Genomic DNA, 23,472 nt, shown 5'->3' with positions numbered 1-23,472 from the left:
GTTGTGGAATTCCCTACTGCCGCTTCGCACACAATCTGCAAAAACTTCGCACGGATGCCGGCGGGGTTTTAGTGCTCTCAGCGCGCCAACGACCGCTCGATCTTCTTCGCAATGCCCAACAAAGCGCGGTCTGCCCCGTCACGCCCGATCAGTTCCATCCCGAAAGGCAGCCCCCTGGCATCGGTGCCGGCCGGCAGGCTGATTGCCGGAAGGCCGGCGACGCTCGCCGCGAGTTCGCGCCTGGTCAAGGTCGGAAACAGTGGAAGGATGTTGCCATCAATGTCTATGGTGTCCGTCGACTCGATTGAAGGCGCCGTTCGGGCAAGTGTGGGGAATATGAAGGCATCAACGTCCATTTCGTCAAACAGCTTGGCAAAGAGTTCTTTCAACGCCGGCCGCGCTTCCTTCATCGCCGCGGCATAGGCCTCGGGGGGCGGCACCTCGCCCCGCGCCATGGTTTCGTAAAGTGCGCGCACATCCGTGCTGGCGATGTCCGCCGCAAAATCGCCAAGCGACAATCCCCGCAGGTCTTTGGCGAAACCCTCCCAGTTGGTCTTCGTCTCATTGAGTGCGATTGGGAAACCGGCCGTTTCGGTTAGCGTTTCTATATCCGGCGCATCGCCTTCGATGATATCAAAACCCGCCTCCGTGAGACGCGAGAGCACACCCTGACCAAGATCGGACATCTCCTGCGAGAGCCCGGTCCAAAATGGGTCGTGCAGCACGCCAAGGCGCAAAGACCGGGCTTCCGGCTCGGCAGTATCTCCGGTGACAACCGCGTCCAGGGCAATGACCGTTGCCACGTCCGAACCCATCACAGTCAGCGTATCGAGCGTGTGAGAAAGCGTCAGGATTCCGTCTTTCGGATAACGGTCCTGAGTGGGCCGAAGCCCCACACAGCCGCAAAAAGCGGCGGGCAGGCGGCCTGATCCGCCGGTGTCCGATGCGATTCCGGCTCGAACGGCGCCTGCAGCTATCGCGGCTGCCGTGCCGCCGCTGGAGCCGCCCGCTATTGTGTTGGGATCATGAGGGTTTCTCACAGGGCCGTAATGCGCGTTCTGGCTGGTGATGCCGAATGCGAGTTCGTGCATATTTGTCATCGCAACGGGGATCGCCCCCTCGGCGCGCAGTCTTGCCACGATCTGCGCATCCTTGGTTGCGATGTTGCCCGTCAAGGCCGGCGAGGCGCCGTCTTGCAGCGCGCCTGCGACCGCGACATTGGCTTTGACCACAAATGGAAGACCGCAAAGCGATCCCGCATGCCCTTCCTCATCCTGTCTTGCAGCCGCATCCAGGGCGCTGTCTTCCAGCAACTGGGTGGTAAGGTTCAGATCCGATCGCGCTTTCAAGGCGTCAAGTGATGCTGCCACAAGCTTGCTTGCGGTTCGCGGCGCGCTCATGTCGACCTCCCTTTCAACCCGTAAACTCGGCTTTGTTTTCCGTCAGAAACGCTTGAATGCTGCGCGGTGGCTTGCCCGTAACCGTCTCGACATCCGACGTGACCGCTTCCTGTGCTCCCATTCGAATAGCCACCATCAAATCGACAATCAGGCTGGTTTGCCAGCGTGGCATCCCTGTCAGAAACGGCATCACCAGCCGCGCGATCGGGGCAGGTGGACTGACATATTTGATCTTTTTGCCCAGAAGCTCCGAGAGCGCCGCGCAGATGTCTGCAAACCCGACCGGCTCGGGGCCCGTGAGCGTATAGACTTTGCCTGAATGCCCCCGATCCGTCAGACAGCGGGCCGCAACTGCTGCAATATCTTCGACATTCACCATCGCGGATTTGCCCTTTCCCATCGGTGCGGTGATGGCCGATTTCCTTGCAATATCGTCCTTCATCAACAGCACGGATTGCTGGAAGAAGGTCGGCCGCAGGATCGAGTAACTCACGCCGCTTGCCTTCAGATGGTTCTCCGAGGCGTGGTGTTGCACGCCAAAACTGACGGGTGGCGTCAGGCCTGCCGACTGGGCGGAAAGTTTCACGAGATGCGGTGTGTTTTGCGCCACGAGCGCGTCGATTGCTGCGATTTCCCGGCGTCCTTGGTCCGGGGCGTCAGCCGAGGCAAGAAACGCGGCGTCAAATCCGCTGAGGCGATCAGCCAGCGACGGCATATTCACGATATCGCCGACAATTGGGCTGATGCCGGCCGCAGCCAGCTTTCCTTCGCCATCGCCACCACGCGTTACGCCGTGTACATCATGGCCCCCGGCCACCAGCCGCCGCCCCAAGGCCGAGCCGACATTGCCGGTTGCTCCGAACACAAGAAACTTCGCCATGGGCTAGCCCGCCCTGTATGTCGCCAAAGCTCGTTCCGCTTCGGTGGCCATATTGGCAACGATATCGGCGGCGGCGGGCAGGTCGTTTATCAGGCCGACACCTTCTCCCGACAAAAGCGGGAGCAGATCGAAATCGCCCGTTGCGCCTGTCATTGGCACCATATTGGTGAATTTGTGCAAGGGCTGCGGTTGGCCAAGAAGGTCCATATCTCCGATATGCGGATTGTTTTCATCGCCGACGGGGATCGCGTCGATCTTGTCGCTCCACTCACGCACCAGATCACTCGACAGAACACGGATCGGGTTGAATTCCGGATGATGCCGTCCGAAGATATGTGTGACTTGGGTGCCGCTGGTCTCGGCAGATAAAAGGCGGGCCTTGTATTCGTCGGCAACCGAGGCTTCCTTGCTTGCGACGAACCGCGTGCCGACCCAGACGCCGTCGGCGCCGAGCATCAGGGCGGCGGCCATGCCGCGCCCATCGACGATGCCGCCCGCCGCCAGAACCAGCGCCTTCTCAGCGACCGCATCGACAATGGCCGGCGTCAGCGCAATGGTTCCTGCGGTCCCGTAATTGTGCCCGCCCGCTTCCGATCCCTGCGCTACAATGACATCAACGCCGTCGTCGACGGCTGAAACCGCCGCTTCGACTGCACCGACCTGTTCCCAGACATCGACACCAGCTGCATGCAACTGATCGATCCATGCCTTTTCCGGATGCCCCCAGTGGAATGAAACTGCCGCCGGTTTCATCTCGCACATCAGGTCAATATGAGCCTGTGATGTGTAGATGGTGATGAAATTGACATGGAACGGTTTCCGAGTGCCTTGCTGCATGCCGCCCACCAGCATCTGGACGCCTTCCGGGGGAATGATGCCAACGCCTGCGATTGAGCCCATGGCTCCGGCCTCGCTCACGGCAATTCCCAGCGGAGGCGTCATGCCGGCAAACGCCATGCCTGCTTGCGTCAACGGCACCGACAGTCCGTATTTTTGTGTAAAACGAGTCGTGATCATCTTGTTACTCCGTGCTCCAGCCATTTGAATGAAAAATCATGTAATGCTGTTGAACAAGGTGCCGACTTGATCGAGAGTGCACTCTGAGCCAGATTGACGGCTGTCATTTCGGGGAATAGAAGGTGTCGCTGCGAGCATCACAAAGCGTCGAATTGCCTGTTTTCAGTACAAAAGGGCAGCGTGATCCCTTTGGATATTGGCACGACTCGATCTGCAGCAACTACACGTCATTGTCACCACAGCGCCTCGGAGAAGGCGCATTTTCCGGAAGCATTGTCACGACCCAGATTGTCGGCGAGAGCACCATGTCGGTCATACGCTCCGGCTCGCAGATCGTACGGCGCACCGCGCGAGACATCAGCGCCAGCCCGAGTGATTCAGTGTTTGTGAACTTTCAGCTTGATGGCAGCAGCACCATCTCCCAAAGGGGTATGAACACCAAGGTTCCCAAGGGGTCGGCGGTTGTCCTCGACGCGCGCCGGCCGTTCTCGATGAAATTCGACGGCGCATTCCGGCAGGCCTGCCTGCATCTTCCGGCAAGTGAAATCGCCAATCAGGGGGAGTGTTGTGCAGAGATTCTGGGGCGCGCCATTCCGATCGCGTCGCCAACGGCCACCGCCCTGCTTCACGACATGCGGATGATGCTGGCGGGTCGGGCGAGCCGGGACACCGTGACGGGTATGGTGAGCCTGCTGCTGGCTCAGATCGCCGGGACAAAGAATGAGCGCATTGCTGACCAGCATCTGGATGTTGTCAGGACATTCGTGCAGAGCAATGCCGCCAACCCCGATCTGTCGCCTCAAAAGGTCGCGAAACATTTCAGAATTTCAGTCCGCCATGTCCACAAACTGTTTGCGAGAACGGACCAGTCGTTCGGACAGTATTTACTGACCGTCCGTTTGAATGCGGCAAAGGACCTTGTCGTTCGCTCCTCGCTGCCGATTTCGCAAATAGCGGGAGCGGTGGGTTTCAGGAACGACAGCCATTTTTCCAGATCGTTTCACAGTCGTTATGGCATCACGGCGCGCCGGCTGCGTCACATCAGTGGCCGCAAAATGCACTGATCGAGCGCGGACTGTCCTGGCGGAGCACCCCATGGACTGGTCTGTTTCCTGAGCTCTTGGCTGTTCCGTGCGGCTTGTGGCATGCCGGCGATCAAATCAGTCCGGGTCGTACGGCCGGATTATGCCCAAAGAAGCGTTCAGGAGTTTCCATGTCGCCGCTTCGAAACGCTCTGGCCAGTCAATGTTCTGCTGCTGTGCAAGTTTGCGTGCCCGCGGCAGATAGGCCCTTGCGTAGGCAACGTTGGCCGAGATGAGGGCATCATGTTCAGGCACCGCAGGCGGAAGCGACATGAGAAGCTCCTTTTGCTCCTGGGTGATGAGCCGGTTGAGATGCAGAACGCCGCCCCTGTTGGGGGCTGCTGTTTCTTCAATCAACAGGTCGACCAGAAGGTTGCGCAGATGAAACAGGCCGGCAACGCCATTGATATATTCCTTCCTGCCGATAGCCAGATGTAGCAACCCGACGATTCTGATGAACTCCTCGAACTGATATTTGAGCCGCGCAGGATTGGGGCCCCCTTTTTCTGCGGTGTCCGGCAGGCTGTCGAAGAGGCCGTCATGGTCAAACAGGGGCTTCACACCGTCCTTTGTCAACCAGGTCAATTGATCCGGCTTCTGGATTACGACATCGGTGCGCGTCCAGTCCTCGGTTATGGCGTTGATGATGGCCGGCCGGACGCTACGGTCCCACCAAAGCACGATGTCGCCGGTCCGGCTGACGGCGTTGCGCCAGGTCTCGGCCGCCTCATCACTTGCGCCGTCAATGGCGACCATGACGAAGTCGATGTCGCTATAGTCGTCGGCCAGTCCGTTGCCGTGGCTGCCGCTCAGGAACAGCGCCCGGATGCCTGGAGCGTCCCGAAGTGCGGTGGCGATTGTGTCGATGACGTCGTTTTGCCGCATGCTGGTAATTACCGATCCATGTACGAATACCCGGCACGGTATTCGGACGATGCCCCGGCGTCAATTTGGCCGCGATCGGATCGGCAATCGATCGATCATGGAGTGGGTCAGGCGAGGGGCTCCGCCCTGTCCGGTCCACGGTCAGCTGGCCGGTTTCAGACTGCGCTCGAGGCAGGCCAGCCAGTTTTCGCGCGCGAGCTTTGTCAATATCAAGTCGTCATAACCGCTATCCGCCAGCGCCTGAAAGAGCCTTGGCACTCCGGTCACATCGCCGATCAGATCAGGCAGGACGCAGCCGTCGAAATCGGACCCGAGCCCGACATGATCTTCGCCCGCCTCTGTGATGAGGTAATCGAGCTGACGTCGCATTGTGTCCCAGGAGGTGTCGGATGCGGCGGTGCCGTCCGGGTTCAGGTAAAAGGTAGCGAAATTGAAGCCGACCAGGCCGCCCGTATCTCGGATTGCATGAAGCTGGCGGTCCGTGAGGTTGCGCGGCGAAGTGCAAAGCGCATGTGCATTCGAGTGGGTGGCAACCAGCGGCGCTGTTGAGATCGCCGCCACATCATTGAAGCCGGCTTCGTTCATATGCGACAAATCGATCATGATTCCGAGACCGTTGCAAAGCCGCACAAGGTCCTTGCCCGTATCGGTCAGCCCCGGCCCGATATCGGGCGAGCCAGGGAAAGCCATCGGTGCGCCATGGCCGAAGATGGTCGGGCGGCTCCAAACAGGACCGAGTGACCGCAATCCCATCTCGTGGAACAGGAAAAGCGCATCGAAATCAGGGTCAATCGCCTCAGCACCCTCCATATGCATCACACCGGCAATAACGCCGTCATTCATGGATGCGCGGATCTCCGCGCCCGACCGGCAGACCTTGAACTCATCCGGTGCAACGCGCTCCATCCAGTGAAGCAGGCCCGCCATACCAAATGCATCTGGTTGGGCGATCCTGTGATCCATCTCAGGCGGTATTGGCAAATCATAGGGCGGATTCGCCATCAACGCTTTGAAATCGGGCGGCGGGCCGCCTGAAGCCGGTGGCACGAAGATCGCGAACAGCCCGCCTGCAAAACCCGCTTCTTTCATTCGTGTGAGATCGAGATGGCCTGTGCGCCCTGTGCCAAGCCATGTCTCCTCACGCGGCGCCGGCATTTTCATCAGCCTGAGCAGGAAATCATTGTGACCGTCAAAAAAGCGAGTGGAGCTGCTCAATTCTCACCGACCTTGCCGGCGGATGCGGCCTGAAAATCGTCCACGTCCCTTAAAAGCCGCGCACAGTCCGCATCATGAATGCCCAGGATATCGAGTTGAGATACGATATTGGCGAGATAGGCACGGCTGGTTCCCAGAAACCCTTCGCCTTGTGCGATACATTCGATCTGTTGTGCCCGGCTCAAATCCGGTCGGATGACATCGGCATCGTGATCGGCGACGAAGGTCAGCGCCTCGATGTCATCGCCGTCAATTCTGGCTGTGACGAAGCGCGGCTCGTAGCCCGGTCCGATCATCTCCCGCCGCCACAGGATTTCCGTTTCCGTATCGACGTCCTTGGCGGCAATATGGAAGGCCAATCCCTCACATCCCGAACCGCTGTCCAGTGCGGCCATGAGGCCGGGCGCACCCTCGCTGCCGCGTGCGGCATCATCCAGGAGAATAAACCGGCGTGCATGGCCGTCGACCTCGGTTCGGCGTACCTCGGAGAACCGTAAGGCCGGGTCCCACATCAGGGAGCCGTAGGCAAAGATCCACAAATCGTCATTATCTCTGCCCGCCAGCGCCTTGGTGCGCGTCGCCTCACGCTCACTGTCGCTATGCACCCATTCCAACGTGGCTTCCAGTTGCGGATACCGCTCCCGCAGCATGTCGACCGTGATCTCCCGCATAAAGGATGTCATCGGGTCGGCGATCCTGTCCCGAAGTTCAGGATGAAAGGCGAACGCATCGGTAAGTCCGGTCATGGGCAGTTTTCCCGAAGGCAAATGATCAGGCTCTGCAAATGTATCAGAAGGAGCGGCATCGTGCTCAGGGTGCGTGGTGCGCCTGGTCGCTGCGGCCATCGTCATGCCTGTCAGCGAGCGGCCCGCCAGCCCGAAGGGCATAATCGAGAGCCAGTTCGGCAGTGACCCAGGTGCCCATATGCGGGCACAGAGCAAAGGGCGGCAGGCCGAATTCCTGGGGCGCACGGAAAAAGTCAACGAGGCTGGCGTCCATTTCAGGAGAAATGGTTTGTTGCGACTGACTGGGTAGTGGTGACGGGCTGAATGCTGAAAAAAAGGCGGTAAGGTCACGAAGGCGCATCGGAATTTCTCACATTGGGCGACCATGAGATCACCAGCGGTCAGGTCCGTTGAGAAAGCCAGAAAACAAACGTCCCGCGCTATATACGCGGCTAAAATGTTCTAAATCTGCGGATTTTGATTTAACGCAGCCGCTCTGCCGCTTCTGGAGATGCCAGCCCGGCGGCGATGCGGAAAAACATATGTGCCCGCTTGAGGTATTCAGGGTTTGTTGCCAGCCAGCGCCCGGAGAGCCGTACTTCAACGAGCTTGGGTGCGATCTGCTCCAGCCGATTGAAGGCGTCCGTTGCCCGTTCCAGCCGGCCGGCGGCAACATTGGCGATGGTGCTCAGGACCAAAGGAACCGCGCTGCCGGCGGATTCGGCGAGCGCCGCCGAGGCGGTATCGGCAGCGGCCACATAGTCACGGTTGGCGAACTGAGCGAACCCCAACGCGGCAAGGTGCGATCCATGAGACGGGTCCCGCGGGCTATGCCTGATGGCGGCCTCGGCAAGCGGCACGCCACGCCTGATATCACCGTGGAGTCCTTCATAAAGGCCCAGCCAAGCTAGGGTGGAGCTGCAGTTGGGGTTCATCTCGTGCGCTCGCCGAAGCTCCGGCAAGCCGGTTTCCGGGGACTGGTTCATGAAATGCAGGAGCGCGCGCAGCCGCCGCGCATGATGATCGGCGGGATCGGCGGCGATGGCCTTGGTTGCAGCATCAATCCCTTCGGCCAGTGTGCGGGGGATCGAATCCGTTGTCGCGTGATAGGCATTGCCCCAGGCGACCCATGCCAAAACGCGCCAGGCAAGGCTGGAACCGGGGTCGCGTTCAAGAGCCTGTCGCGCAAGGGCAGTGCCGCTGTCGCGGGGCTCCTGATCATAGGCCATGTCTCCGGCGGCGGCTGCGAACCATGCCTGTTTGGCAAGACCATGCGCGGTCAGGTCTTCGGGCGGTGTCGCGCGTTCGCGCTCGGCATCCGCGCGACCAATCTGGGGCACCAGGCAGGTTACCAGCGCCCGCGCCACCTCTGCCTGTGTTTCGAAGTGACCCGATAAGTCACCGTCAAAGTTGTCAGCCCATACCTGCTCACCGTTTGTGGCGTCGATTAGCTTTGCCGTGACACGAACGCGGTCCGGCGTTGCCCTTACGCTTCCCTCCACAACATACCGGACGCCAAGCTCGCGCGAGACGGCACTCAGATCGCGGGGTGTTTGCCGATAAAGGAGGGCGGAATTGCGCGCAACAACGAACAAGTCGCGGAAGCGCGAAAGCTCGGTTGTTATGTCCTCGACAAACCCCTCGGCCAACCAGGCCAGTTCCGGATCTGTGCCGAGGTCTGAAAAGGGCAGGACAACGACGGACGGCCTGTCCGGCAGGCTCAGAGGCACGGGCCCGTCTGTTGCGACGTCCAGAGCAAAGCGCAGGCCTCGGCCCGGAACGGTCACGATGGCTTCCGGTCCCAGCACCCGGCGCAGATTGGCCACTTGCACATTCAGATTGTTCTCACCGACCACGGTTTCGGGCCAGACCGTCGCCATGATTTCATCGCGTCCGACGACAGTATCGCGCTGAGCGACAAGGAGCTCGAGAAGATCGAAGGCGCGGGCGCCGAGGGCAATCTCCTCGCCGTCTTTGGTCAAGCGGCGGAGGCGGCGTTGCAGGGTGAAGTCTGAAAAGCGGATTTCGTCCATCGGCAGGAAAAGCAATGGCTTCGTGTCATGTTACTTCAGGGTAACGCGCCGCGGATTTCTCCGCAACCCGATGCCCGCTACTCAGGTGAATGCAGGGTGTTGCAGAGCATGGCGCAAAATACCGCCCTGGCATGGCGGTCCGGGCGGTCAAAGGATCCAAACTAATTCGGGTTTATGCTAGTCACTCCATTTAATGGAGCATCCCATGGACGGGGTCTGTTCCCTGGGGCCTTCGCCGGTCCGGGCGATTTGCAGCATGGCATTGACCAGCTCGCGTTCGCGGCTGCTTGCATCACCCATCCCGGCATCGTCCAGACGTCCGCGATAGTGCAGTTCTCCGTTCTTGTTGAAACCGAAGAAATCCGGGGTGCACACGGCGTCATAGGATTTGCCGACACTTTGGTCTTCATCGATCAGGTACGGAAACGTCCAACCATGTTTTGCGGCAAATTGCGGCATGAATTCAGGGCCGTCACTCGGCACCTTCCGATAATCATTGGACATGACGGCAAGCACATTGATGCCTTCAGACTTCAGCATCGCAGCGTCCTCAGCCAGCCGGTGACCAATCGCCTGTACATAGGGGCAATGGTTGCAAACAAATGCGATCAGCAGGCCGTTTTCGCCCAGATGATCGCTCATCGTGAACGAGTTGCCATGGGCATCCTTCAGCGTGAAATCCGGGCCTTTCCAGCCAAAATCACAAATGGGAGTATCAAGCAGCATCTGATTTCTCTTTCATAAGTGCCAATTGTTCGAAAGCTTTGACGTGAAGTGGACCCAGCATATCAAAGCCGGGTCCACCCGAAACGCTATTTTTCTCAATTCCCGTCCAGACGGCGATACCAGTCGGCGATCGCCCGGCCGATTGCGTAGGGCTGGTCTTCCTGAACATAGTGCAGGCCATGACCGATATAGACCGTCTCGATGTTCTTTGCGCGCTCGGCCCAGTAGTCAGCAGCGGCTTCCGGTGCTGTTGCGCCTGGCGAAGCGTAGAGGAACAGCCATGGAATATCCGTTTTTTCCAGAAACGCGTTGTAGTTGCCGATGATTTGCGTTGTCGTGGCCGGCTCCCCGCCGATCGGGATTTCGTTCGGCCACTGATTGACCTGCACGCGGGACTTCTCGGTGGTGTGCGGAGCCTGATAGGTACGCAGCGCCTCATCAGCCAAAGGGCGGTCCGTAAAGCCTGTCAGAAACCCGTCTCCCGTCAACCAGCCATTGCCTTCGACGATTAGTTTGCGGCCCTCCGGACTGCGCACGAAGCTGAAGAAACCGCCCAGCTCCTTCGGCATGGCTTCATAACTGACGGCAGGCAGGATTGGCGCGATCAGGGCTTCCATGGTCACGATGCCTTTGACGTTGTCGGGGTGCTCAGCAGCATAGTGAAGTCCGAGGCCCGAGCCCCAGTCGTGAACGACCAGCGTAATGTCTTTCAGGCCGAGTTCTTCCACGAAGGCTTCAAAATATCTGTAGTGATCGAGGAATGTATAATCCAGATCCGGCTGGTCGGACTTGCCGAAGCCGATATTGTCCGGAGCGATAATGCGGCCCTTGCCTTCGACAAAGGGCATGATGTTGCGCCACAAATAGGACGAGGTCGGCTGTCCGTGAAGAAACAGGATGGGATCGCCGTCGCCCTCATCGACATAGGCCATCCTGGAGCCAAGAATTTCCACGAATTTGTGTTCGTACGGGAAGTCCGAAGACACCTCGGCCGGTGGAATTTTAAAGTCTGCATAGGGGTTGGCTTCCTGGGCAGAGGCCAACGGAATGAATATCATGGTTGCTGCCGCTGCCGCGGCCAGAAAACGTGAAGAGTGTTTCATTGGATCGGTCCTTTGAATTGGGGGTTTGGCGTATCCGCACCGGGAGAAAGCGCGGACCCGCCCTTGGCTGTTACTAGGCCGCTTGATTGGCCGGGTTGCTCCAGACATTGGCTGCGAACGCCTGGTCTACCTCTGTCTCCGCGACATGGTTGGTGTAGTTCGACATGACCTTCAGCGCGGTGCCGAGGATCACTTCGAGGATGGTCTGCCTGCTGTAGCCGGCATCAAGGAATGCGCTGACAGCGTTCTCGGAAGGCCAGCCGCGCGTCTCGTTTATGGTGATGGCAAACTGGCGCAGTGCCTCAAGTTTGGCATCGGCAATTTCAGTGCCGGCGCGCAAAGCCTCAATGACATCGGCCGGGACTTTCGCCATCTGCGACAGCGAGGTATGCGCCGCCATGCAGTAGGTGCAGCCGTTCAGACGATTGTTCGTCATCAGGATGATCTGGCGTTCGGTTTCCGACAGCTCGGATTTGTCGAAGATGCCGGCAAGGGTCATGTAACCCTCTAGCATGGCCGGGGCTTCGGCCATCGTGCCAAGAAGGTTCGGGACAAAGCCGTAGGCTGCTTGCGCGCCCTCTAAGAGTGGCTTGGAGGCGGCAGGTGCCGTGGCCGGTGTATGGGTCGTGAAGTCGGTCATGGTGAAGGTCCTTTTAATTTGTTTAAACCAATCGGTATAAACCCATTTAAGAAGTTTAAACCGATCGGTCAAGACCCTTTTGAAATTTTATTGAACGATCGGTCTAAACACCTATATAAATGCTGCACCGACTGCGTAAGGATTCGTCATGCCCTGGGAAAAATCGTTCGATCTCGATGAGGCAACAGATAAAGCGATCACGGTCTTTTGGAAAAAAGGCTATGAAGGAACCTCCATGGCCGATCTCATCGAGGGCATGGGGATCAACAAGGGTAGCCTTTACAATGCATTTGGAAGCAAGAAGGCGCTCTTTGACCGGGCCTTGCTTCGTTACGACACCCTCAATCGGAGTGCGATCCTCGCGCAGCTCGCCAAGCTCGACGATCCGGTTGGGGCGATTGAACAGCTATTTGATGGCCTGATCGCGGAAACCGAAGCGGACAAGCAGCAAAAGGGATGTCTGCTGATCAACACGGCTTTGGAACTGCCGAACCACACACAGGATGTGCAGGTCATGGTGACCGGTGCTCTCGGTGAGTTCGAGGATTTCTTCCGTCAGCTGATCGTAAAGGGAAAAGAGACCGGCCAGATCCCCGAAACGGTCAACGCTGATGAAACCGCAAAGGCGCTCCTGTCTTTGGTAGTCGCCCTGCGGGTCCTGGCGCGGGGTACTTACGATGCGAACGCCCTGAAAGCCCTGAAAGCTGGCGCTCTGCGGCTGGTAAGCCAGTAGCAAACTGCGACTCCTGACCGTGCCTTGGACGTCGGCCAGACAAATGTTCCAATGGCGCACCACCAGAACGGACCGTTTCGCGTGCCGCACGACGCGCGATGCGTTCGGCCCGAGAAGATAATCCTTCCGGGCCGGCCGGTGCGCGCCGAACAGATATTTGCAGGGTTGCAATGCAGGCATTAGATGCTGGCTGATTTCCTGGTCGAAATCGAAGCCGACAGAACGAACGAAGCACCATCTTCCGTTGGTTGAGAGGGGTGTCAATGAACAGGTACCGATCTAAGAGGCAGAGGCGGTGGTCTCCTGCTGAATTCGCTGGACCTGTGTGGTTATGGCGCAGGGTACACTGACGCCACTTCAACTGTTGCAGTGAAACCGATACCTGAACAATTGCTTTAAAGTGAAAATAATGAATCGCATCTCTGTCATTTCGGAAAGTTAGTTTTTCAACAGAAACAGACATTAATTCTAAAACAGTTTCGTCAGATGAGGTTTGATGTTTCATTTTAGGAAATTCTATTATAAATTGATATTTGATAAATAATACAATCGATCGCCAAGACCTTGTAGATTTGATTTCACAGAAAACGGGTATGGCATGGACGAACTTATCAAGCGAAGATCAGCTTTCGCCAACAGTCTTCTTTTCGAAACACCTGGCGGATTGAGGTTTACTCAAGACAGCCCGATCCTACCAAATGTGTGGTTGGCCTTTGCCATGGAGCCTAACCGGCAACATGAACTAATTCTTACAAGCGCGGAAGAAGGCGGCACGGGACAAGCCGCCCAAAAGATACGTGAGATGTTGAATATCTATCGGAAAAAGAAGAAGGAGGCTGGCGAGCCTCTCGGGGAGCGGCCGCGCATCTCCTATATTCCCGGTCAGATTGCTGTGCGTATTTATTTTGATGAACTGATGCGCATTGTTTTGCCGCTTACGCAATGGTGGCACGAAACCTATGATCGTCTTCGCGCCCTTGAGCACACGATGAAAGAGGCCAATGTTGCCGAATGGAGGCCATTCCCGCAACCGGATCAAAAGGGCGGGCGAGAACGGGACCTGTATGACGCGTTGTGGGTGATACGGCGGCGGGTTAGTTCGACCGTTGAAAATGAGGGCCTTATCAGCGGCAATGCGAAGCGTAAGAGATACATCCGGGATATCCCCCCCGACCTGGCTTGGCTGGTTCGCATCGCGGGGCTTATAGCAAATTGCTTCACACGAGAGTGCAAGCTTCTCGAGCAGGATGATCAATTGAGCGGGGTCTTTGAAAAGGAGTTTTCTCTGCTTCAACGGGAGCGTGAGGATCCTGACCTAATCGAGAACTCCGAAGAGGCCATGAGGCGCCAAAAGCTCCTTGATGTCGAGCTCGAAGATTCACAGATGGCTCGACGGGAGGTCGTAAAGGCTTTTACGAACCTCTATCGCAATTGGACAAAGAACAACGACTATCCGAAGGAAAAGTATATTTGGCGTGTAACCAAAAATCGCCCGATTCGGCTGGCCGTGAACAAATCTTCACTGACCGTAAAGGCAGACGCAGCCATCCGGTTGTTTGACATATCTTGCGAAAACATAACCTGGGCTGTGATTGACAGTGGAATCGACCCCAACCATCACGCCTTCAAACGACTTACCCCACAACACGAAAAGGAAGTACGTGAAAAGCTCAATATCGCCCGCCGGAAAGCGCTTCACGCTGCTGAACAACCCGAACATGCAGAAGGCGAACTTCGCCTCGAGGATCTGACTGAGACCCGGATCGTCAAAACCCTTGATTTCACGCGACTGCGTGAACTTCTCGATTATGACATTGAGATGGACCTTGAAGACGAGGTGGCGAACAAGCGAGAAGCAAATGTACTTGAGGAAATATCTCGTAGAATGGCCGGCAAAGGCAAAGCCAAGAAGCGCCAAGCCGCAAAAAAGCTGCTCAACGAACTCAAGCGCCGAATCAAAGGTGGCAAGGACATCAGTTGGCAGGATTTGGAAGATGCTATCGTTGATCATAATCCCGACGTTCCGGAAAACGATCACGGTACCCACGTTGCGGGTATTCTGGGCGCTGACTGGATCGAAAACCTCGATCACGAAAACAAGGAACCGCTCCATTCTCGCACCAGGAAATTGCGCGGGGTGTGTCCCGACATCAATATGATTGACGTACGTGTGTTCCGTGACGACGGGCGTACCGATGAATTTGAGCTATTGGCAGCCATCCAGTATCTGCGCTGGATGAACTCCAGGGCCGGCACGATGCAGGTTCACGGTGCGAATCTAAGCCTGTCGCTGATTCACGAGGTTCGACGGTTTGCGTGCGGGCGAACCCCGATTTGTGATGAATGCGATGAAGCGGTGGCGGCGGGCATGGTCATCGTCGCTGCGGCGGGCAATCGAGGTTTCGAGATGCAGGAGTTCGAGGAAGTTCGATCTACAGATAGTTATCGTTCCGTATCCATTACGGATCCGGGCAACGCCAACAGCGTGATAACCGTTGGAGCAACGCATCGCAAAAGACCTCACGAATATGGCGTCAGCTATTTCTCGAGCCGCGGTCCCACGGGTGACGGGCGGCTTAAACCGGATGTTGTTGCTCCGGGAGAGAAGATCTACGGCCCGACGCCTCACAACAGGGCTGAATACAAGGATGGGACCAGCATGGCGGCGCCCCATGTAAGCGGCGCATCAGCCATGCTGATGGCACGTCACACCGAACTCATTGCGCAGCCTGAGCGTATCAAACGCATACTTTGTGAAACGGCAACTGACCTGCAGCGTGAACGGTATTTTCAGGGTAATGGCTTGGTCGACATTCTGCGCGCGCTTCAATCTGTCTAGGAGGGACCAATATGACGGACCTGACATTGCGTGCCATCAGGGCAAAGCACGGAGATTGCCTGCTGCTTTTCGCCGAAGACGCTACGGTTCTGGTCGATGGTGGTCCATCTGGCGTTTACCAGCGTTTCCTGCGGGACCAGCTTGAAGCGCTGCCGAAAAACGGCGATGAACCGCCGTTAATCGATCTGCTGATGGTCAGCCATATCGATGCGGACCACATTGACGGCATTCTGGATCTCACCGATGAGCTGATTGAAGCCCGCGACGAAGAGCGCGATCCAGTCGTCCATATCCGCAGGGCATGGTGCAACGGTTTTCCAGATACGATAGCAAAGATCACCGGAGCCGGCGTCGCCGCTTCGCGGGCAGATGCAGCGTCTCTTGCCAGTGCTCTGGACGAGTTGGATTTCGGCGATTTCGATCCATGTGATTCCAAGCTGGTTCTCTCGAGTGTTGGGCAGGGACGACAGCTCAGGCTGGATCTCAAGGCGCTCAATATAGATGTCAATCAGCGGTTCAAGAATCGTCTGGCGCTCCTGGGTAATGCCGCAAGCCCCTGGAAATGTGGGGCGCTCAGTCTTGATGTGATCGGTCCGTCGCAGGAGCAAATCGATGACTTGAAAAAAAAATGGGCAAAGGACCTGAATAAGATTCTCAAGAAGGAAGCCGACGCAGAAACTGCAGCGCATAGCATGGACACATCGGTATCAAACCTCGCATCCATAGTGGTTTTTGCGGAGGCTGGCGGTAAAACTGCGTTGCTGACCGGGGACGCGCGTGGGAAAATGATCATGGAATGGCTGGAAGAGACCGGGCGTCTGGCTCCTGGCGGTTCAGTCCACTTCGACATACTTAAAAATCCTCACCACGGGAGCAAAAGAAACGTAACGCCGGAATTCTTTGAACGCGTTACCGCGGACCACTATGTGTTTTGTGGCGACGGCAAACACGGGAACCCGGAACCGGAAACCCTGAAAATGCTCTTCGAGGCGCGCCCGAACCTGGACTATACGGTTCACATGACCTATGGCCCGGATGACCTCAGATCCCACAAGGAGTTTAAGAAAAAGGGATTGATTGCGGCATTGGATGATGTGCTCTCGACGCCGGAGCGTAGAGCCGTTCTGCGTTTTCCAGCCGAAGGTGAAAAGCACATAGATATAATTGTTTAGCTGCTTTCAAGGAGGAGACTTTGGCCGATCGACTGATCCTTTGCCTCGACGGAACATGGAACAGTTCATTTAATGTTCGCGAACGAGACGACAAAACCACGGTTCTAAAACCGACGAACCCTTTGAAACTGGCGCGCGCAGTTTTGCCGCATGATAGTCGAGGCGGAACTCGGCAGATCACCTACTACGACTCTGGTGTCGGTGCTCAGGGGCTCTACCCGGGCTTAAGCAACAAGCTGCTTAATTTTGCGGATAGCAAGCTCGGCGGCGGTTGGGGGGCAGGCTTCGAGGCAAATATCGAGCAGGCGACAACCTTCATTTCCAATAATTATTCCGATGGTGACCAGATCTATATTTTCGGCTTCAGCCGGGGCGCCGCACAAGCGCGGGGACTGACAAATTTCATTTCCTGGTTGGGTGGTGTGCCTGCAAAAGACGACGCCTACTATATTCCCATTTTTTTTCGTCATTATCTTGAAAATGGCGGCGGTGGCAGTCCGCTGGACATTGTGAATTCTCGCGGGGAAGCACCTGCCGAGAGAATAACACCCATTAAAGTCACCTATCTTGGTGTGTGGGATACGGTGATGGCTCTGGGATCTCGATTTCGGGCGACCGGTGAAACGTCTGTCTCAGAAAAATCGTTTCATGTCCGTGAAATACCCGCCGACTGCGTTTTGAATGTTCGCCAGGGGCTGGCAATCGATGAAAAACGATACGATTTCCGCCCGGAAGTCTGGCGGGACAGCGTAAAAGGTCAGTCCCTCGAGCAACGTTGGTTTGCCGGAGCGCATGGAAATGTCGGTGGCAGTTATGGGGATGACGGCATGGCCAATGTGGCACTTCATTGGATTGTTGACGGTGCAAAAACGCTTGGGTTGGCAGTCGATGAGAAGTTCCTCGCCAAGTACCGGCAGTATGTGCAGGATGAAATAGGTGACACCCACACATTGACGTACAAGGCTATTGAATTGCTTCGGTTAAAGCGCGGAAAAGGTTTCAGAAAAATAGACGGTTATCCGGAATCTGCGAAACTCTCGATCGATCCCTCTGTTATCAAGCGTCTGTGCAGCGATCCTTCAGATCATACTGAGATGACGCAACGCTATCGGCCTAGGCAGATCGTGGAGATCGCGAGGAAGCACAAGCATGACTGGGAGGAGTTTATCCGAAGCTTCGGTTTGGACCCAGCAGAGTATGGGTTTCCTGAAGATATTTAGCTTCTCTCTCCTTGGACGGGTTCGCGACTAACAAACCCAAAACGTTCCCATGCCCCTGTTAATTGTCGGACCAGGGGATTTCGCAAAGCTGTACCCCATGCCTTTTTAAGACATAATGCCAGACCATGCCTCTTGCAGCCGAAACCGCACATGGGAGTATCAAGTGGCGTCTATTTTCTCTGTCCTAATTGGAAATGAATACGAAAGTATCGACCTAACTTGGCCCCAGTATTTCAAAGCCGGGCACATCCGAGTTGTCATTTTTGAATCGGTTTAGGTTGTCCCGATATTATGTGCGGGTACCTTGATAGCCGGCAAGCCGACCAATGGAAAACCCCGCCGTCCAGGCGCATGGGGCGGCGGGGTCAAGCTTGGCCGTAGCACACGTTAGTGACGCACCACCAGTACGGATTGCTTTGCGTGCCGTACGACGCGCGATGCGTTGGGGCCAAGGAGATAATCCTTCAGGGCCGGCCGGTGTGAGCCGACGACGATCAGATCGGCTTCACATTGATCGGCCGCCGCCATGATCTCCTCATAGATGCTGCCATGGGCGATGACGTGCTGCACGCGCGTGCCTTTTGGAACATGTTTGGCCGTGAAGGCGTGCAGTTCTTCCGTTGCATGCTCGATCAACTGTTTTTCGTGATCGGCCGGAAAGAATGTGCCGACAATGCTGCGCCCGTAATCGGGCACGACACAAACGGCAAACAGCGTATCTTCAGCCACCATGACCTCGAGCGCCGCTTCCACCACCTTGACCGAGGAGACCTCGTCGCCGAGGTCGATGGTTGCCAGCACGCGTTTGAATATATTTGTCGATGACATGACTATGCTCCCTGTTCGACCGGTTCAGGACCTGCCGCATCGTTGCGGCGCCGTTGCAGCAGGAAGATCAGCGCCAGAAGGGCAAGTGCCGGTATGTAGAACAGATATTTGCTGGGTTGCGGTGTAGGCACCAGAAGCTGGCTGATTTCCTGGTCGAAATCAAAGCCTGCGGCCTGCGCCTTGGAATCGAAGATCGCGTTGTCGACAAGCAGCTTGCCGCCATCGTCGAGAACTTCAAGTCCGAACGCCTCAAGTCGTTCTTCGCCCGTTGGCTCGTCGCCGACATCGATCACCATGGTTAGTGTGATCGGGTCGCCGACATCATCGAGCCCTTGCACGATGGTGCGCAACTGCGAGCCCGGTTCAGCCTCACCCATGACCGTGGCGATTTCCGTCGGATTGACGCTCTCAAAGGGTGGCGAGACATAGTCCATCCAGAAGCCCGGACGGAAAAGCGTAAAGGCAATCAGCAGAAGTGCGATGGATTCCCAAATCCGCGAGCGGGCGACGAAGTAGCCCTGCGAGCCGGCCGTGAATATCAGCATCGCTGCCGTTGCGACAATGAAGATGAACACTCCTTGCGCCCAGGTGACGTCAATGAGCAGCAGATCGGTGTTGAAGATGAACAGGAACGGCAGCAGCGCGGTGCGCAGCGAATAGAAGAAGGCGACGAAGCCTGTCCGGATCGGGTCTCCTCCCGAGACCGCCGCCGCCGCGAAGGACGCCAGCCCCACGGGCGGCGTCACATCCGCCATGATGCCGAAATAGAAGACGAAGAGATGCACAGCAATCAGCGGAACGATCAGACCGTTCTGCTGCCCGAGCGCGACGATCACCGGCGCGAGCAGCGACGAAACGACGATATAGTTCGCCGTCGTCGGCAGGCCCATTCCGAGGATCAGGCTGAGGATCGCCGTGAAGATCAGGATCAGCATGATCTGACCCTGCGACAGGAACTCGACAAGCGCCGCAAGCACGGAGCCGACACCGGTCTGAGAGACGGCGCCGACAATGATGCCGGCTGCGGCCGTTGCTATGCCGATGCCGATCATGTTGCGGGCGCCGGCAATCATGCCGTCGATCAGTTCGCTGAAACCAAGGGCAAAGGTCCCCTCACGGCTTTCATTCCTGAATATGGCGAAGAGCGGACGCTGCGTGAGCAGGATGAAGATCATGAACGCGGTCGCCCAGAAGGCCGAGAGCGACGGCGACAGCCGTTCGACCATCAGGCACCAGATCAGCACTATGACCGGCAAAAGGAAATGCAGTCCGGATTTGACCGTCGGACCGGGTTCGGGAAGCCGAATGACCGGCTCGTTAGGATCGTCGAGCTCCAGTTCAGGAAAGCTTGAGCAGAAGCGAACCAGCGCCACATAAGCAATGCCCAGGAGCACGGCGATGATCCACGGTGTTGCATCGCCCGCCAGATTGCCGATGGTCTCGACAAGGTAGAACACGCCGAATGCGCTTATCACCGTAAGACCGAGAACCATCGCCCCGGTGGAGATCAACTGCATGCGGCGCTCTTCGCTCAGGCGTGAGCCGAGCATGGTGAAGACAGTGAAGATGATCCCAAGTACGACAGCAATCGCAAGCACCTTGTCGTCAGCCTCCTTCAGCGCCTCAAAGGCGAGGAAGAGGTAGTAGATGCCGCTTGCTGCGGCGAGAATGATGGCCATGGTGACGCCGAAGGAGATCAGGCCCCACTTCAGCGGCTTTGGCTTGGTCGCGCGGTCAAGCCCGGCCATGCCGAGTTTCTTGGCTTCAAGATGTACGATGTAGACGAGTGCGATGTAGGAAATGACCGCCGGCACAAAGGCGTGTTTGACCACCTCGAAATAGGAAATGCCGATATATTCAACCATCAAAAAGGCGGCCGCGCCCATCACGGGCGGCATGATCTGGCCGTTTACCGAGGAGGCGACCTCGACCGCGCCCGCTTTTTCCGGGCTGAAGCCGACACGGCGCATCATTGGGATGGTGAAGGTGCCGGTTGTCACCACATTGGCGATGGATGAGCCGGAGATCAGCCCGGTCATGCCGGAGGCGACGACGGCTGCCTTTGCCGGGCCACCGCTCAAATGACCCATGAGCGAGAAGGCGACCTTGATGAAGTAGTTTCCGGCTCCGGCCTTGTCGAGCAGCGCGCCGAACAGAACGAACAGGAACACCAGGTCCGTCGAAACGCCAAGCGCGATGCCGAAAACGCCTTCGGTGGACAGCCATTGGTGATAGGCAACAGCGTTGAAGCTTGCACCCTTCCAGGCCAGAATGCCGGGTGCGTAGGGTCCGAGGAACGTGTATCCGAGGAAGACGAGAGCGACGATCATCAGCGGTGGCCCAAGCGCCCGCCTGGTCGCTTCCAGCAGCAAAATGATGCCGACAACCGAGACGATGACATCCATCTGGTTGGGATTGTTGGGTCGGTCCGACAGGCGCGTTCCGAAGATCTGCTTTACGATCTCGCTGTCAAAAAAGAACAGGTAGAGCGAACAGAAGGCTGCGACACACGCCAGGATCCAGTCTGTCGTGGGAACGGTCCTGCGTGGTGAATTCTTGAAGGCCGGGTAGGCGAGGTATGCCAGGAACAATGCGAAGGCGAGGTGAATGGGCCGCGCCTCGCCGCTGGAAAAGACCCCGAAACCGGTCGTGTAGGGGATCGGCGACGCGATCCAGACCTGGAAAATCGACCAGGCGAGAGCCGTGCCGGCGATCAAGAGGGCAATCGACCGGTTTGTCGGCTTGCGTCCGCCGGTGTCGGTTGAGGCAACCAGGTCTTCAAGTGCCTCGTCACTGAGTTTGCCGGTTGTCGTGTCGTCCTGTGCCATCTCGTATCCCCCGAGTTTTACATTGGCCCCGAAAGGCAAAGCGGGAGCGGACAATTGTCCGCTCCCGCTTACGGGCCGGAATTACATCCAGCCGCGTTCCTTGTAGTACTTGGCGGCGCCGTCATGCAGCGGAGCCGACAGGTTGTTTTTGATCATGTTTTCTTCTTTGAGATTGGCGAAGGCCGGATGCATCTTTTTGAACCGGTCAAAGTTCTCAAAGACGGCCTTGGTGATCTCGTAGACAACCTCATCCGGAGTATTGCTTGATGACACAAAGGTCGCTCCAACACCAAATGTGGTCACATCGTCATCCGTGCCGGCATACATGCCGCCCGGGATCGTTGCCATCGCATAAAAATCATTGTCGTTGGCGAGGCCCTTGGCGGCATCGTTGTCGACGCTGATCAGTTTGGATTCACACGATGTCGTGGCTTCCTTGATCGATCCGTTGGGATGTCCGACGGTGAAGACGATGGCGTCAACCTTGTTGTCGCAAAGCGCTGCGGCCTGCTCGGAGGATTTGAGCTCCGAAGCAAGGGTGAAGTCGTCCATGGTCCAGCCCATCTTGTCCATCAGCACTTCCATCGTGCCGCGCTGACCGGAACCCGGATTGCCGATATTGACGCGCTTGCCCTTCAGATCATCAATGGAATTGATGCCGGAATCGGCACGCGCCACCACGGTGAATGGCTCCGGGTGGACCGAGAACACGGCGCGAAGATCTTCGAACTTGCCGTCCGGGAACTTGTCCGGAGCGGTTCCGTTATAGGCGTGATACTGCCAGTCCGACTGGGCAACGCCAAGATCGAGATCTCCGGTGCGGATGCCGTTGATATTGGCGACCGAGCCGCCGGTGGTGTGCGTGCACTTGATCTCGTGATCCTTGCTGCCGCGGTTGACAAGCCGGCAGATCGCGCCGCCGACCTGGTAGTAAACGCCTGTTTGACCGCCGGTTCCGATGGTAACGAACGTTTCTTCCGCAATCGCCGTGCCGCCAAGGCTCATAGATAAAGCCAGCGCCGTGCCTGCCAGCATATTACGTCGTGATAACATCTTATAACTCCCTAATAGATGTTGGTTGGTTCACCTGCCAGTATTCGTGCAGCCGGTGATTGTTCATCTCCACCTCCTCGATGCGGTTGCTGGCTTCCAGACCCGAGCGGCGTATGACCATGCCGATCAGCGTTTCCAAAAGCAGAAGCGTAGCGATATAGGAGGAGAAGAATTGCGGACTGTCCGTTGGGACAATGAAATAGTGCGAAGCGTAGCGAAAGGCCGGACAGGAAATCGAGTCTGAAACAATGATCACAAAAGCACCGGCTTCGAAGGCAATCTGTGCGGCATCGACCGAGCGCCGCGCATAGGGGTGTTTCATGATGATAACGACGGCATCATGGTTTTCCAGCCCCGTCATTGAGGTCGCCAGGGACGTGCCGTCCAGCCCGACAACGTGCCAATTGGTGAAGGCAAGATTTGCCAGATAACTGAAATATTCGGCAAAACCTGCAGAAGCCATCGAGCCGGCGATCAGCACGCGCTTCGACTTGACCAGCCGGTCTGCCACAAGACGTAGCCGCTTGACGTCAAGCTCATTGGCAAACTGATTGATATTGCGCACCGCGGATGCTGTCTGGCGCAGCGCGAACGGCGTCTGGTCCGCGTCATCGCCGTCTTTTTCTTCCATCCTCAGCGCCGTTGCCTTTTCAGCAAAGCTGAGGCTGCGGTACTTGATTTCCTTGCGGCACAGTTCGCGCATGTCCTCATGCGACTGCAGGCCCAATGCCCGTGCAAGCCGCGAGAAGGTTGGTGGATTGAGATTGCTGCTTGCCGCAACGGCCCGAAGCGAACGGCTTGCCACATCGTGGTGATGATCGGCAATGTAGTCTGCCGCCAGCCTCAGTTGCGGACTGAGGTTTTCATAGTGAAGTGCGATCAGATCATTGACCGTTACACGACGTTCCAACCTCTATCTCCACCGGTTGAAAGGGTAAGAGCGGACTGTTTCAAACAAATCCAACCTTGTCAATTCGTGAAACGTTTGTAACGGGCGCGGTTGAAAACAGACAAACGATGCCTTTGCCTCGCCAGAATTATGCGCACAAATTGCGGACATTCAGAGATTGTCGAAATAAAGGCGAGATAAAAA

The 23,472-nt window shown here is 57.0% G+C and carries 20 protein-coding genes and 1 pseudogene; 5 read left to right on the top strand and 16 right to left on the bottom strand.

Features of this window, described 5'->3' with window-relative positions; all coding sequences use genetic code 11:
* Nucleotides 1-77 precede the first annotated feature (77 nt).
* The 3 genes from OQ273_RS17830 to OQ273_RS17820 are packed head-to-tail and all read right to left on the bottom strand — an operon-like array spanning nt 78 to nt 3,297.
* Nucleotides 78-1,400 (bottom strand): amidase family protein, encoded by a 1,323-nt coding sequence (locus tag OQ273_RS17830; RefSeq protein WP_267992004.1) that lies wholly within the window; start codon nt 1,398-1,400, stop codon nt 78-80.
* Nucleotides 1,401-1,413: 13 nt separating this feature from the next.
* On the bottom strand, nt 1,414-2,280 hold the full coding sequence (locus OQ273_RS17825) for an NAD(P)H-binding protein (RefSeq protein ID WP_267992002.1): 867 nt from the start codon (nt 2,278-2,280) through the stop codon (nt 1,414-1,416).
* A 3-nt stretch (nt 2,281-2,283) separates the two neighbouring features.
* Nucleotides 2,284-3,297 (bottom strand): NAD(P)H-dependent flavin oxidoreductase, encoded by a 1,014-nt coding sequence (locus OQ273_RS17820; protein WP_267992000.1) that lies wholly within the window; start codon nt 3,295-3,297, stop codon nt 2,284-2,286.
* A 122-nt stretch (nt 3,298-3,419) separates the two neighbouring features.
* Between OQ273_RS17820 and OQ273_RS17815 the strand changes: the two genes are divergently transcribed.
* Nucleotides 3,420-4,361, top strand: a complete 942-nt coding sequence (locus OQ273_RS17815; protein WP_267991998.1) for a helix-turn-helix domain-containing protein — start codon at nt 3,420-3,422, stop codon at nt 4,359-4,361.
* 96 nt (nt 4,362-4,457) lie between these two features.
* On the opposite strand, the gene OQ273_RS17810 is transcribed toward OQ273_RS17815, so the two are convergent.
* The 8 genes from OQ273_RS17810 to OQ273_RS17775 all read right to left on the bottom strand — a co-directional run bounded on the left by OQ273_RS17810 (nt 4,458) and on the right by OQ273_RS17775 (nt 11,706).
* Nucleotides 4,458-5,264 (bottom strand): nucleotidyltransferase family protein, encoded by an 807-nt coding sequence (locus OQ273_RS17810; protein ID WP_267991996.1) that lies wholly within the window; start codon nt 5,262-5,264, stop codon nt 4,458-4,460.
* A 141-nt stretch (nt 5,265-5,405) separates the two neighbouring features.
* A complete protein-coding gene (locus OQ273_RS17805) occupies nt 5,406-6,479 on the bottom strand; it encodes a dipeptidase (protein ID WP_267991994.1) in 1,074 nt (357 codons plus the stop codon).
* Nucleotides 6,476-7,225 carry a gamma-glutamylcyclotransferase gene (locus OQ273_RS17800; RefSeq protein WP_267991992.1) on the bottom strand — a complete coding sequence of 250 codons (750 nt, stop codon included), beginning with the start codon at nt 7,223-7,225 and terminating at the stop codon, nt 6,476-6,478. Before OQ273_RS17800 ends, OQ273_RS17805 begins: the two co-directional genes overlap by 4 nt.
* A gap of 64 nt (nt 7,226-7,289) precedes the next feature.
* Nucleotides 7,290-7,565 (bottom strand): hypothetical protein, encoded by a 276-nt coding sequence (locus OQ273_RS17795; protein WP_267991990.1) that lies wholly within the window; start codon nt 7,563-7,565, stop codon nt 7,290-7,292.
* A gap of 121 nt (nt 7,566-7,686) precedes the next feature.
* Entirely contained in the window at nt 7,687-9,252 is a 1,566-nt protein-coding gene (locus tag OQ273_RS17790) for a winged helix-turn-helix domain-containing protein (protein ID WP_267991988.1), read from the bottom strand.
* Nucleotides 9,253-9,414: 162 nt separating this feature from the next.
* Nucleotides 9,415-9,963 carry a thioredoxin family protein gene (locus OQ273_RS17785; protein WP_267991986.1) on the bottom strand — a complete coding sequence of 183 codons (549 nt, stop codon included), beginning with the start codon at nt 9,961-9,963 and terminating at the stop codon, nt 9,415-9,417.
* Between the two features lie 95 nt (nt 9,964-10,058).
* Nucleotides 10,059-11,066 (bottom strand): haloalkane dehalogenase, encoded by a 1,008-nt coding sequence (locus OQ273_RS17780; protein ID WP_267991984.1) that lies wholly within the window; start codon nt 11,064-11,066, stop codon nt 10,059-10,061.
* Nucleotides 11,067-11,139: 73 nt separating this feature from the next.
* The gene (locus tag OQ273_RS17775) at nt 11,140-11,706 is read right to left on the bottom strand and encodes a carboxymuconolactone decarboxylase family protein (protein WP_267991982.1); all 567 of its coding nucleotides are present in this window, start codon (nt 11,704-11,706) and stop codon (nt 11,140-11,142) included.
* Between the two features lie 148 nt (nt 11,707-11,854).
* Here OQ273_RS17775 and OQ273_RS17770 point away from each other — a divergent pair, with 148 nt between their 5' ends.
* Nucleotides 11,855-12,439, top strand: a complete 585-nt coding sequence (locus tag OQ273_RS17770; protein WP_267991980.1) for a TetR/AcrR family transcriptional regulator — start codon at nt 11,855-11,857, stop codon at nt 12,437-12,439.
* A gap of 54 nt (nt 12,440-12,493) precedes the next feature.
* On the opposite strand, the pseudogene OQ273_RS17765 reads toward OQ273_RS17770, so the two are convergent.
* Nucleotides 12,494-12,592: pseudogene (locus OQ273_RS17765) on the bottom strand (universal stress protein); the annotation flags it as partial.
* 445 nt (nt 12,593-13,037) lie between these two features.
* Here OQ273_RS17765 and OQ273_RS17760 point away from each other — a divergent pair.
* Genes OQ273_RS17760 through OQ273_RS17750 form a run of 3 tightly spaced genes read left to right on the top strand, consistent with a single transcriptional unit; the run spans nt 13,038 to nt 17,670 of the window.
* Nucleotides 13,038-15,278, top strand: coding sequence for a S8 family peptidase (locus OQ273_RS17760; RefSeq protein WP_267991978.1), 2,241 nt, complete (start codon nt 13,038-13,040; stop codon nt 15,276-15,278).
* Nucleotides 15,279-15,289: 11 nt separating this feature from the next.
* Nucleotides 15,290-16,450 (top strand): MBL fold metallo-hydrolase, encoded by a 1,161-nt coding sequence (locus OQ273_RS17755; protein WP_267991976.1) that lies wholly within the window; start codon nt 15,290-15,292, stop codon nt 16,448-16,450.
* A 20-nt stretch (nt 16,451-16,470) separates the two neighbouring features.
* Nucleotides 16,471-17,670, top strand: coding sequence for a DUF2235 domain-containing protein (locus tag OQ273_RS17750; RefSeq protein WP_267991974.1), 1,200 nt, complete (start codon nt 16,471-16,473; stop codon nt 17,668-17,670).
* A gap of 387 nt (nt 17,671-18,057) precedes the next feature.
* Here the strand turns inward: OQ273_RS17750 and OQ273_RS17745 are convergent, their stop codons facing one another.
* The 4 genes from OQ273_RS17745 to OQ273_RS17730 form a co-directional block, all read right to left on the bottom strand.
* Nucleotides 18,058-18,498 carry a universal stress protein gene (locus OQ273_RS17745; RefSeq protein WP_267991972.1) on the bottom strand — a complete coding sequence of 147 codons (441 nt, stop codon included), beginning with the start codon at nt 18,496-18,498 and terminating at the stop codon, nt 18,058-18,060.
* A gap of 2 nt (nt 18,499-18,500) precedes the next feature.
* Nucleotides 18,501-21,326, bottom strand: a complete 2,826-nt coding sequence (locus tag OQ273_RS17740) for a TRAP transporter permease (protein WP_267991970.1) — start codon at nt 21,324-21,326, stop codon at nt 18,501-18,503.
* A gap of 81 nt (nt 21,327-21,407) precedes the next feature.
* Nucleotides 21,408-22,379, bottom strand: a complete 972-nt coding sequence (locus OQ273_RS17735) for a TAXI family TRAP transporter solute-binding subunit (protein ID WP_267991968.1) — start codon at nt 22,377-22,379, stop codon at nt 21,408-21,410.
* Between the two features lies 1 nt (nt 22,380).
* Nucleotides 22,381-23,289 carry a MurR/RpiR family transcriptional regulator gene (locus OQ273_RS17730; protein ID WP_267991966.1) on the bottom strand — a complete coding sequence of 303 codons (909 nt, stop codon included), beginning with the start codon at nt 23,287-23,289 and terminating at the stop codon, nt 22,381-22,383.
* Nucleotides 23,290-23,472 lie beyond the last annotated feature (183 nt).

It is taken from the genome of Hoeflea prorocentri, from assembly GCF_027944115.1.
Taxonomy (GTDB): domain Bacteria; phylum Pseudomonadota; class Alphaproteobacteria; order Rhizobiales; family Rhizobiaceae; genus Hoeflea_A; species Hoeflea_A prorocentri.
The sequence above is the reverse complement of the archived record's forward strand: the minus strand, read 5'-3'. Positions and strand labels throughout refer to the sequence as shown.

Coding starts and splice junctions, on each gene's coding strand:
- OQ273_RS17830 (WP_267992004.1), bottom strand. CDS start 1,400: ATGAGCGCGCCGCGAACCGCAAGCAAGCTTGTGGCAGCATCACTTGAC.
- OQ273_RS17825 (WP_267992002.1), bottom strand. CDS start 2,280: ATGGCGAAGTTTCTTGTGTTCGGAGCAACCGGCAATGTCGGCTCGGCC.
- OQ273_RS17820 (WP_267992000.1), bottom strand. CDS start 3,297: ATGATCACGACTCGTTTTACACAAAAATACGGACTGTCGGTGCCGTTG.
- OQ273_RS17810 (WP_267991996.1), bottom strand. CDS start 5,264: ATGCGGCAAAACGACGTCATCGACACAATCGCCACCGCACTTCGGGAC.
- OQ273_RS17800 (WP_267991992.1), bottom strand. CDS start 7,225: ATGACCGGACTTACCGATGCGTTCGCCTTTCATCCTGAACTTCGGGAC.
- OQ273_RS17795 (WP_267991990.1), bottom strand. CDS start 7,565: ATGCGCCTTCGTGACCTTACCGCCTTTTTTTCAGCATTCAGCCCGTCA.
- OQ273_RS17785 (WP_267991986.1), bottom strand. CDS start 9,963: ATGCTGCTTGATACTCCCATTTGTGATTTTGGCTGGAAAGGCCCGGAT.
- OQ273_RS17780 (WP_267991984.1), bottom strand. CDS start 11,066: ATGAAACACTCTTCACGTTTTCTGGCCGCGGCAGCGGCAGCAACCATG.
- OQ273_RS17775 (WP_267991982.1), bottom strand. CDS start 11,706: ATGACCGACTTCACGACCCATACACCGGCCACGGCACCTGCCGCCTCC.
- OQ273_RS17770 (WP_267991980.1), top strand. CDS start 11,855: ATGCCCTGGGAAAAATCGTTCGATCTCGATGAGGCAACAGATAAAGCG.
- OQ273_RS17760 (WP_267991978.1), top strand. CDS start 13,038: ATGGACGAACTTATCAAGCGAAGATCAGCTTTCGCCAACAGTCTTCTT.
- OQ273_RS17755 (WP_267991976.1), top strand. CDS start 15,290: ATGACGGACCTGACATTGCGTGCCATCAGGGCAAAGCACGGAGATTGC.
- OQ273_RS17745 (WP_267991972.1), bottom strand. CDS start 18,498: ATGTCATCGACAAATATATTCAAACGCGTGCTGGCAACCATCGACCTC.
- OQ273_RS17740 (WP_267991970.1), bottom strand. CDS start 21,326: ATGGCACAGGACGACACGACAACCGGCAAACTCAGTGACGAGGCACTT.
- OQ273_RS17735 (WP_267991968.1), bottom strand. CDS start 22,379: ATGTTATCACGACGTAATATGCTGGCAGGCACGGCGCTGGCTTTATCT.